General features: G+C 62.6%; 9 protein-coding genes and 2 pseudogenes. 8 read left to right on the plus strand and 3 right to left on the minus strand.

Features of this window, described 5'->3' with window-relative positions; genetic code table 11:
* The 8 genes and pseudogenes from EN994_RS06490 to EN994_RS06525 all read left to right on the plus strand — a co-directional run.
* A pseudogene (locus EN994_RS06490) lies at positions 1-857 on the plus strand (ABC transporter); the annotation flags it as partial.
* Positions 857-1,585, plus strand: a complete 729-nt coding sequence (locus EN994_RS06495) for an ABC transporter ATP-binding protein (RefSeq protein ID WP_127307446.1) — start codon at positions 857-859, stop codon at positions 1,583-1,585. The pseudogene EN994_RS06490 and the gene EN994_RS06495, both read left to right, overlap by 1 nt.
* A gap of 110 nt (positions 1,586-1,695) precedes the next feature.
* On the plus strand, positions 1,696-2,043 hold the full coding sequence (locus EN994_RS06500; RefSeq protein ID WP_013529096.1) for a DUF6867 family protein: 348 nt from the start codon (positions 1,696-1,698) through the stop codon (positions 2,041-2,043).
* Between the two features lie 137 nt (positions 2,044-2,180).
* The gene (locus EN994_RS06505) at positions 2,181-3,299 is read left to right on the plus strand and encodes a branched-chain amino acid ABC transporter substrate-binding protein (RefSeq protein WP_013529097.1); all 1,119 of its coding nucleotides are present in this window, start codon (positions 2,181-2,183) and stop codon (positions 3,297-3,299) included.
* 291 nt (positions 3,300-3,590) lie between these two features.
* Positions 3,591-7,049 carry a pyruvate carboxylase gene (pyc, locus tag EN994_RS06510; RefSeq protein WP_063169212.1) on the plus strand — a complete coding sequence of 1,153 codons (3,459 nt, stop codon included), beginning with the start codon at positions 3,591-3,593 and terminating at the stop codon, positions 7,047-7,049.
* A 160-nt stretch (positions 7,050-7,209) separates the two neighbouring features.
* A complete protein-coding gene (locus EN994_RS06515; RefSeq protein ID WP_013529099.1) occupies positions 7,210-7,470 on the plus strand; it encodes a DUF2312 domain-containing protein in 261 nt (86 codons plus the stop codon).
* A gap of 201 nt (positions 7,471-7,671) precedes the next feature.
* The gene (locus EN994_RS06520) at positions 7,672-8,112 is read left to right on the plus strand and encodes a hypothetical protein (RefSeq protein WP_013529100.1); all 441 of its coding nucleotides are present in this window, start codon (positions 7,672-7,674) and stop codon (positions 8,110-8,112) included.
* Between the two features lie 7 nt (positions 8,113-8,119).
* On the plus strand, positions 8,120-8,431 hold the full coding sequence (locus EN994_RS06525; RefSeq protein ID WP_024502896.1) for a hypothetical protein: 312 nt from the start codon (positions 8,120-8,122) through the stop codon (positions 8,429-8,431).
* Positions 8,432-8,531: 100 nt separating this feature from the next.
* Here EN994_RS06525 and msrB read toward each other — a convergent pair whose 3' ends face one another.
* The 3 genes and pseudogenes from msrB to EN994_RS06540 all read right to left on the minus strand — a co-directional run.
* Complete coding sequence (gene msrB, locus EN994_RS06530; RefSeq protein ID WP_013529102.1) at positions 8,532-8,936, minus strand: peptide-methionine (R)-S-oxide reductase MsrB; 405 nt, start codon at positions 8,934-8,936, stop codon at positions 8,532-8,534.
* A gap of 197 nt (positions 8,937-9,133) precedes the next feature.
* A complete protein-coding gene (locus EN994_RS06535) occupies positions 9,134-9,931 on the minus strand; it encodes a hypothetical protein (protein ID WP_063169211.1) in 798 nt (265 codons plus the stop codon).
* Between the two features lie 19 nt (positions 9,932-9,950).
* A pseudogene (locus tag EN994_RS06540) lies at positions 9,951-10,150 on the minus strand (VWA domain-containing protein); the annotation flags it as partial.

The raw sequence follows: 10,150 nt of genomic DNA on the forward strand, positions 1-10,150 counted from the left end.
ACATGTCGGTGGTCATGCAGATCTCCGACCATGTCGTGGTGCTGGAGTATGGCCGCAAGATCTCCGACGGCAGTCCGCAGTCGGTGCGCACCGATCCGCGCGTCATCGCCGCCTATCTCGGCGTCGACGACGAGGAAGTCGAAGCGGTCCTTACCGAAGTCGGCGACGAAGATGTCATCGAACAGCTCGATACGGGGCCGGATGCCGCGCACGGTCCGGGAACATCGTCGTCCTATCTCGCCGGGCCGGTGACCGACACGGTCGGCCATAGTTCGGGCGAGCGGGTTACGGTGGCCAAGGGAGCGTCAAAGGCCGGTCAGGTCGACGCCAGGTCGCTCGCCGCGGCAAACAAGGCAGCCTCGCAGGCAGCCGTGCCGCCGGCGAAGGCAAAGCCTGCTCCGAAAGCGACGTCGAAGGCGGCAACCGGCACGGCGGCGAAGTCGACCGCATCCGCCAAGCCTGCGGCGAAGACTGGAGAGATCTCCAACCGGCTGGCTGCGCCTCGCGGCGGCAAGGCCGACAATTTGACCCGCATAAAGGGCATCGGTACGGTCAACGAGAAGAAGCTCAACGACCACGGCATCTTCCACTTCGACCAGATCGGCGCCTGGAAAAAGGCCGACGTCGAGGCCGCCGAAGCCTATCTTGCTTTTGACGGACGTATCGCGCGCGAGGAATGGGTCAAACAGGCTAGGCTGCTCGGCCAGGGCAGGGACACGGAATTTTCGCGCCGCGTGGATGCGGGCAAGGTGGCGACGAGCCATGCTTCCGCAAAGACTGCAAAGGCAGCCTCCGGAAAGACCGCGAGCAAGACCGCTGCCAAGCCCGTGGCGGGCAAGCGTGGAGGGGGCAAGTGATGGCCGCGACAACGCTGCTCGATATCAAGGGCGTGCAGACCTATTACGGCAACATCCGGGCGCTGAACGGCGTCGATGTCACCGTCAAGCAGGGTGAGATCGTGGCGCTGATCGGTGCCAATGGCGCCGGCAAGTCGACGCTGATGATGACTATTTTCGGTGCGCCGCGGGCTCGCGCCGGGACTATCACCTTTGCCGGCACCGACATAACCCAGATGCCGACGCACGAGATCGCGCGCATGCGCATTGCCCAATCGCCCGAGGGCCGGCGGATCTTTCCGCGCATGACGGTGATGGAAAACCTGCAGATGGGCGCCAGCCTCGACAACCTCAAGCACTATGACGAGGACGTCGAGAAGGTGTTCACGCTGTTCCCGCGTTTGAAGGAGCGCATCACCCAGCGCGGTGGCACGCTGTCGGGCGGTGAGCAGCAGATGCTGTCGATCGGACGCGCGCTGATGGCACGGCCGAAGCTGCTTTTGCTCGACGAGCCGTCGCTGGGTCTCGCGCCGCTGATCGTCAAACAGATCTTCGACGCCATCCGCGAACTGAACCGCACCCAGGGGCTGACCGTGTTCCTGGTCGAGCAGAACGCCTTCGGCGCGCTCAAGCTCGCCACGCGCGGCTACGTCATGGTCAACGGCAATGTGACGATGAGCGGCACCGCCAAGGAACTGCTCGCCAATCCGGAAGTGCGCGCCGCCTATCTCGAGGGCGGACACCACTGAGTTCGAAGCGGAATGCGTGCACCGCTATTCCGCTCCAGATTGTTTGTTTGTCGCATGATCTTTGTCCGGAAAGTCCGCAACTTTCGGGATCATGCTAAGGAGACTTCACCATGCAGGGCATTCTTTACGAGGAACCCTCGATCTGGCAGTTCTTCTTCGTCACCTGTCTGCTCGGCGGCTGGGCGGCGTGGATGACGGGCAAGGCCAGTGCCCAGACGTGGCGCAGCTTCATCCAGCTGTTCGCCTATGTGCTGGGCCTCGGCATCGCGATCCGCTTCATCCATCACGCGCTGTTCGGCGGCACCATGTTCTCGCTGCATTATTATGTCGTCGACACCATCGTGCTGATGATCCTCGGCTTCGTCGGCTATCAATACACGCGCACCAACCAGATGGTGACACAGTATAATTGGCTCTACGAAAGAGCTTCACTCTTGAGCTGGAAACCGAAAGGTTGACGTTCATCATTAACGCCGCCTCGAAATTGAATCGGCGTGACAAGTGCCTGAAAATCGGCAAACTATGCTTTCTGCGATAAGGGTGGGCATCGCATGAAAGCTTCATCCACGCCCACTCCGTTAATGGGAGCGTTTAAATGAAAAAGTCACTTTTGTCCGCCGTCGCCCTGACCGCGCTTGTCGCGTTCGGCGGCAGCGCGTGGGCTGACGTAATGATGGGCGTCGCGGGCCCGATCACCGGTCCGAACGCCGCCTTCGGCGCGCAGCTGCAGAAGGGGGCGGAAGCTGCTGTCGCCGACATCAATGCCAAGGGCGGCATCAACGGCGAGCAGATCAAGCTCGAAGTCGGCGACGACGTCTCCGATCCGAAGCAGGGTATCTCGGTCGCCAACAAGTTCGTCGGCGACGGCGTCAAGTTCGTGGTCGGCCACTTCAACTCCGGCGTCTCTATCCCGGCATCTGAAGTCTATGCGGAAAACGGCATCGTCGAAGTGACGCCGGCCGCGACCAACCCGCAATTCACCGAGCGCGGTCTGTGGAACGTGTTCCGCACCTGCGGACGCGACGATCAGCAGGGCAGCATTGCCGGCGCGTATCTCGCCGCCAACTTCAAGGACGCCAAGATCGCTGTCGTTCACGACAAGACCACCTACGGTCAGGGCCTTGCCGACGAAACCAAGAAGGCGATGAACGCCAAGGGCGTGACGGAAGTCATGTATGAAGGCATCAATGTCGGCGACAAGGACTTCTCGGCGCTGATCGCCAAGATGAAGGAAGCCGGCGTTTCCATCATCTATTGGGGCGGCCTGCACACCGAAGCCGGCCTGATCATCCGTCAGGCGGCCGACCAGGGCCTCAAGGCAACGCTGGTTTCCGGCGATGGCATCGTGTCGAACGAACTGGCTTCGATCGCTGGCGACGCAGTTGCGGGCACGCTCAACACGTTCGGCCCGGATCCGCGCCTGATCCCCGCCAACAAGGAACTCGTCGAGAAGTTCCGCGCGCAGGGTTTCGAGCCGGAAGCCTACACGCTCTACTCCTACGCCGCCGTGCAGGCGATCGCGGAAGCAGCGACCGCTGCCAAGTCGAACGACCCGCAGGCAGTTGCCAAGGCGCTGCATGAAAACGGCCCCTTCAAGACCGTTCTCGGCGACCTGTCCTATGACGCCAAGGGCGATCCGACGCTGCCCGGCTACGTCATGTACGAATGGAAGAAGGGCGACGACGGCAAGTACACCTACGTCCAGAAGATGTAAGCTCGTCAGTCTCCAGACCATTTACCGATGCCCGGCGCCTCGCGCCGGGCATTTTCTTTTGCCGTCGTCATGTTCAGGGGCGGCCGATGGAGCCGATGCTTAGCCGGGCAATGATCGTGCATTAACCGGAAAGCCGGCTCTTTTTTAGCTGTTCGGAGGAATGGGAAGGGTCCTTGGCGCAATGTTTCTATTTCAATCGGTTTAAGTGCGCGTCAATTTCGTTTGCACTGCAGCATTTTCACGCTAATCATTGCGCCGATTTCTCTTCCTTCCGTCGCTGGAGCCCAGTCCTTGGCCATCACGAAGATCCTCGTCGCCAACCGGTCCGAAATCGCCATTCGCGTCTTCCGCGCGGCCAACGAACTCGGGCTCAAAACCGTGGCGATCTGGGCGGAGGAAGACAAATACTCTCTGCATCGCTTCAAGGCCGACGAGAGCTACCAGGTCGGACGCGGGCCGCATCTGACCAAGGACATGGGGCCGATCGAAAGCTATCTGTCGATCGAGGAGGTGATCCGCGTCGCCAGGCTGTCGGGTGCCGATGCTATCCATCCCGGCTACGGATTGTTGTCGGAAAGTCCCGAATTCGCCGACGCCTGTGCCGAAGCCGGCATTACCTTCATCGGGCCGAGGCCGGACACAATGCGGCGGCTCGGCAACAAGGTCGCGGCGCGCAATCTCGCCATCGAGGTCGGCGTGCCGGTGATCCCCGCCACCGATCCGTTGCCGGATGACATGGAGACGGTCAAGACACTAGCCAAGGAAATCGGCTATCCGGTGATGCTGAAGGCATCATGGGGCGGCGGCGGCCGCGGCATGCGGGCCATCCGCGCCGAAGCCGACCTTGCCCGTGAAGTCACCGAAGGCAAGCGCGAGGCGAAAGCCGCCTTCGGCAAGGACGAGGTCTATCTCGAAAAGCTGATCGAACGCGCCCGCCATGTCGAGGTGCAGGTGCTGGGCGATACCCATGGCAATGCCGTGCACCTGTTCGAGCGCGACTGTTCGATCCAGCGCCGCAACCAGAAGGTCGTCGAGCGGGCGCCGGCGCCCTATCTCGAAATGTCGCAGCGCGAGGAGCTTTGCGGCCATGCGCTCAAGATCGCCCGCGAGACCAGCTATATCGGCGCCGGCACGGTCGAGTTCCTGCAGGATGCCGACACCGGCAAATTCTATTTCATCGAGGTCAACCCGCGCATCCAGGTCGAGCACACCGTCACCGAGCAGGTGACCGGCATCGATATCGTCAAGGCGCAGATCCATATCCTCGACGGCTTTGCCATCGGCACACCGGAATCAGGCGTGCCGGCGCAGAAGGACATAAGGCTGAACGGCCACGCGCTGCAGTGCCGTATCACCACGGAAGATCCCGAGCACAATTTCATCCCCGATTACGGCCGCATCACCGCCTATCGCGGCGCGACGGGCTTCGGCATCCGCCTCGACGGCGGCACCGCTTATTCGGGCGCGGTCATCACCCGCTTCTACGATCCGCTGCTGGAGAAGGTGACGGCGTGGGCGCCGACGCCGGCCGAGACGATCGCCCGCATGAATCGGGCGCTGCGCGAGTTCCGCATCCGCGGCGTCGCCACCAATTTGACCTTCCTCGAAGCGATCATCAACCATCCGAGCTTCGCCGACAATTCCTACACGACCAAGTTCATCGACACGACGCCGGAACTGTTCCAGCAGGTCAAGCGCCAGGACCGCGCCACCAAGCTCATCAACTATCTCGCCGACGTCAGCGTCAACGGCCATCCCGAGACGCGCGGCCGGCCGCAGCCGAAGGCCGACGCCGCGGCACCCGTGGTGCCTTACCTCAACGGCAATGTGCCCGGCGGCAGCAAGCAGAAGCTGGATGTGCTGGGCCCGCAGAAGTTCGCCGCCTGGATGCGCGATCAGAAGGAGGTTCTGGTCACCGACACGACGATGCGCGATGGCCATCAATCGCTGCTGGCGACGCGCATGCGCACGCATGACATTGCCGGCATCGCCGGTGCCTATGCGCGTGCCTTGCCGCAGCTTCTATCGCTGGAATGCTGGGGTGGCGCCACCTTCGACGTCGCGATGCGCTTCCTCACCGAGGATCCGTGGGAGCGGCTGTCGCTGGTGCGCGAGGCGGCGCCCAATCTGCTGTTGCAGATGCTGCTGCGCGGTGCCAATGGCGTCGGCTACACCAACTATCCCGACAATGTCGTGCAGCATTTCGTCAAGCAGGCAGCAAGCGGTGGCATCGACCTGTTCCGGGTCTTCGATTGCCTGAACTGGGTCGACAACATGCGCGTCGCCATGGATGCGGTCGGAGCCGAGGGCAAGCTGATCGAAGCGGCGATCTGCTACACCGGCGATATCCTCGATCCGGCTCGGGCGAAATACGACCTCAAATACTATGTCGGCCTGGCCGGGGAATTGCAGGCGGCCGGCGCCCACATCATCGCCGTCAAGGACATGGCCGGCCTGCTGAAGCCTTCCGCAGCACGCGTGCTGTTCAAGGCGCTGCGCGAGGCGACCGACCTGCCGATCCATTTCCACACCCACGACACGTCGGGCCTGTCGGCGGCGACGGTGCTGGCGGCGGTGGAAAGCGGCGTCGACGCCATAGACGCGGCGATGGATGCCTTCTCCGGCAACACCTCGCAGCCATGCCTTGGCTCACTCGTCGAGGCGCTGAAGGGCACCGAACGCGACCCCGGTCTCGACCCGCAATGGATCAGGAAGATCTCGTTCTACTGGGAAGCGGTGCGCAACCAGTACGCCGCCTTCGAAAGCGACCTCAAGGGGCCGGCCTCGGAAGTCTATCTGCACGAGATGCCGGGCGGCCAGTTCACCAATCTGAAGGAACAGGCTCGCTCGCTCGGATTGGAGACGCGCTGGCACGAGGTGGCGCAGACCTATCACGACGTCAATCTGATGTTCGGCGACATCGTCAAGGTGACGCCGTCGTCCAAGGTCGTCGGCGACATGGCATTGATGATGGTCAGCCAGGACCTGACCGTTGCCGATGTCGAAAACCCGGATAGGGATATCGCCTTCCCGGATTCGGTCGTCTCGATGCTGCGCGGCGACCTCGGCCAGTCGCCAGGCGGGTGGCCGGTGGCGCTGCAGAGGAAGGCGCTCAAAGGCGACAAGCCGATCACGGTGCGGCCCGGCTCGCTGCTCAAGCCAGCCGACCTCAAGGCCAACCGCAAGGAAATCGAGGAGAAGCTCGAGCGCAAGCTGTCGGAATTCGAATTCGCCTCGTGGCTGATGTATCCGAAGGTGTTCACGGATTTCGCCGGCGCGCAGGAAACCTATGGGCCGGTCAGCGTGCTGCCGACGCCGACGTATTTCTACGGCATGAAGCCGGAAGACGAGATCTTCGTCGACATCGAGAAGGGCAAGACGCTGGTGGTGCGGTGCCTGGCCATCGGCGATGTCGACGAGAAGGGCATGGTCACCGTGTTCTTCGAGCTCAACGGCCAGCCGCGCCGTGTCAAGGTGCCCGACCGGGCGCATGGCGCGTCCGCCGCCAAGGCCCGCCGCAAGGCCGAACCCGGCAACGAGGCGCATGTCGGCGCACCGATGCCGGGCGTCGTTTCTGCGCTTTCGGTGGCTGCCGGCCAGGCTGTGAAGGCCGGTGACGTGCTGCTTTCCATCGAAGCGATGAAGATGGAGACGGCGCTGCATGCCGAGCGCGACGGCACGGTCGCCGAGGTGCTGGTCAAGGCAGGCGACCAGATCGATGCCAAGGATCTGCTGATCGCTTTCAGCTAATTGATACCTTCCTGGGGGATCGCTGTCCGCATCGTGGCGGCAGCGTCAGTTCGATCATCGATAACAGCTTGACCCGCCGCCGGCGGTCGGGCATCGAGCCCGCTCAATTCGCCGCTGCATGCATCCCGAGTCGCGGCGCAGAAACGATGTGGAGAAAAATATGGCCGACGATATCACCGATACCAGCCAGACTGTTGCCGCCGGCCAGCTGCGTGCCTTCATCGAGCGCATAGAGCGGCTCGAGGAAGAGAAGAAGACCATTTCCGACGACATCAAGGAAGTGTTCGCCGAGGCCAAGGGCACAGGCTTCGACACCAAGGCGATGCGCACGATCATCCGGCTGCGCAAGAAGGACCAGGCCGAGCGTCAGGAAGAGGAAACCATCCTCGATCTGTACAAGGCCGCACTCGGCATGGTGTAGAGACCGTCTGGAAATTCTACTCCGGCGGCCATCTGGTGGCGTTTTCTGCGCTTCCCTAGTTCTACTGCAATGCAGTAGAACTGAGCTCACGTACTTTAAGTACGCTCCGCTCCGGTTCTCGAAACCACCACCATATGACTCGCCGGAGCGAATTTCGAAACAGTCTCCGGCCGAGCATGATGCCGGAGCGAGCATCGAGCCATGAGCGAATTCGACTTCGGCGCCCGCCGCGCCTCTGAATTCCGCCAGCGCGGCTTCTGGACGCTGTTCGCCGAGCGGCATCCGGAAGAAAGGGCTCTGATGGCGAGGCGCGGACCCTGGTTCTGGCAGCGCGGGCTGCCCGATTTCGCCTTGGTCCTTTCCATGTATGTCGCGCCGGCGCAGAGCCAGGTCGGCGTCTTCTTCGGCCGCAACGAGAAGTTCGGCGCCACGCAAGCGTGGTCGCGGTTGAAACCGTTCCAGCCTGATATCGAAGCCCGGCTGAAGCTCAGGCCGGAACAGAGTTGCGAGGATCTCGGCATCAATTCGATGTGGCGGGTGAACTGCTATGCCGAGGACAACTGGCCAGCCATGGCCGACTGGCTGGTGACCGAATGTTCGCGTTTCGAGCGCGCGGTAACCGAAGTCCTGAGGCAGGGATAGACATCCGGTGTTGCCAGAGGGTATCGGCTCCTTTTTCCGCTCACGCTGGCAAGGCCAGGTGCCGCTCGACCGGCTGTTCTGGCGCGACCTTGTTCTTGTCGGCACGGCGCTCAACGTCGCATCTCTGGTGGCCGCGATCGTCCTGCTCGGACTGAAGCTGCCGCTGGCGCTGGTTCTGGCGGTGCATTTCGCACCGGTGCCCTACAACCTCTTTCTGACCTTTTCCGTATGGCGAACCACGGAAAAGGCCGGTGGCGCCAAGGCCTCACTGATGACGCTCGGCGCCACATTATGGCTGATCCTGACGGTCGTGGTCTGAGAGCGGACACGGGCGCCCACCGCGTTCGCCGGGTTCGGCCGGGGGGCAATGAAAAGGGCGGCCGCAGCCGCCCTTTTCATTCATTCAATCGAATTTCGGTTCAGGCCGCCGGCTCGAATTTCAGCGCCACGCCGTTGATGCAATAGCGCAGGCCGGTCGGCGGCGGGCCGTCCTCGAAGACATGGCCGAGATGGCTGCCGCAGCGGGCGCAATGGCATTCGGTGCGAACCATGCCGTAGCTGCGGTCGACGGTGTTTTCGACCGAACCCGGCACCGGGTCGTTGAAGCTCGGCCAGCCGGTGCCGCTCTCGAACTTCAGCTTGGATTCAAACAAAGGCTGGTCGCAGCCGACGCAGGAAAAGGTGCCGGCGCGCTTCTCGTAGAGCAAAGCGCAACTTCCCGGCCGCTCGGTGCCGTGGCCGCGCATGACGGCATACTGCTCCGGCGTCAGCCGGGCGCGCCATTCGGCGTCGGTGCGGGTTACAGGGTAGGTGTGGGTGTCCATTCGATCTCCTCAGCCTTGCCGGCTCGCCACTACAGCGCCGCGCGCCCATCGGACGCGCAAAGGACGCTGTAGTACTTTGGTTTTGCGCATGATCCTTTCCGAACCGGAGGTTCGGGACCATGCGCGGATTGCAACCTCATATTCGCACCAAGATAGGCATTTGTTACGCGATTTGCCCGCATTTTCGATCGTGATCTTTATGCGATCGCCCTGAGATAGCGATCGACCGAAGCAGCGAACGCCGCTTTTGCGCCCCCGATGACATTCTGGTTCCACCATGCACCATAGATATGGTCGAACGCGAATGGCTCCAGTGCCGCCGCGATGCGGCGCACGGCCGCTGCATTGAGCGGAATGTAGTTCGGATAGCTGTACATGAAGCTGACATGGTGGCGCGTCGGCGTCACCTGCAAGATATCGCCGGCCAGCAAGACGTCGCCGACATCGCGTTTCCAGTGCAGCACCTGACCGCCGGCAAAGTGGCCGCCGCAGCGGATGAGCGTCAGCGAAGGGTTTATGGCCAGCGTCTCGCCTTCCCAACTGACGATCGCCTTGTGCGGTCGCATGATCCATTGGCGGTCGTCGGCATGGAGATAAATCGGCACGCCGCCAAACGCCTCGCTCCAACTGGCCATCACCGAATAATAGTGGCAGTGCGAGATGGCGATCGCCGCCAGGCCACCGCGGCGGTTGATCTCGGCCACCGCCTCGTCGCTGACCATCGAAACGCAGTCCCACAGCACGTTGCCGTGCGGCGTCTGCGCCAGCAGCGCCCGTTGGCCGATGGCGAAGCGCGGCTCGATGCCGAAGCCGAGAACGCCGGCATCGTCCTTCATAACAAGCCGGTGTCCTTCGGCAAGTTCCTCCGGCGTGATCCACGCTTGGCCCTCCCAGCGCACATATTGGCGCTCGTCCTCGCAGATCGGGCAATGTTCTGGCGGCGTCTCTGTCGCCGCGAACTGGACGCCGCATTGCAGGCAGAGGAAGCAGGTCATCGGATCTCCTGTCGGTCTTTCAGTGCTTTCTTGAAAGCTGCTTGGTCGCGCCCTCCAGCCCGGCCAGCGTCAGCGGGAACATGCGGCCGCCGAAAATGTCGCGGATCATCGCAACCGAATGGGTGTAGCCCCAGTTCTTGGGATCTTCGGGGTTCAGCCATACCGCGTTCGGCCATTGCTGCAGCAGACGGCCGAGCCAGACGCTGCCCGCCTCCGGAT

The sequence above is a fragment of the Mesorhizobium sp. M7A.F.Ca.CA.002.09.1.1 genome, assembly GCF_003998555.1.
GTDB classification, from domain to species: domain Bacteria; phylum Pseudomonadota; class Alphaproteobacteria; order Rhizobiales; family Rhizobiaceae; genus Mesorhizobium; species Mesorhizobium ciceri.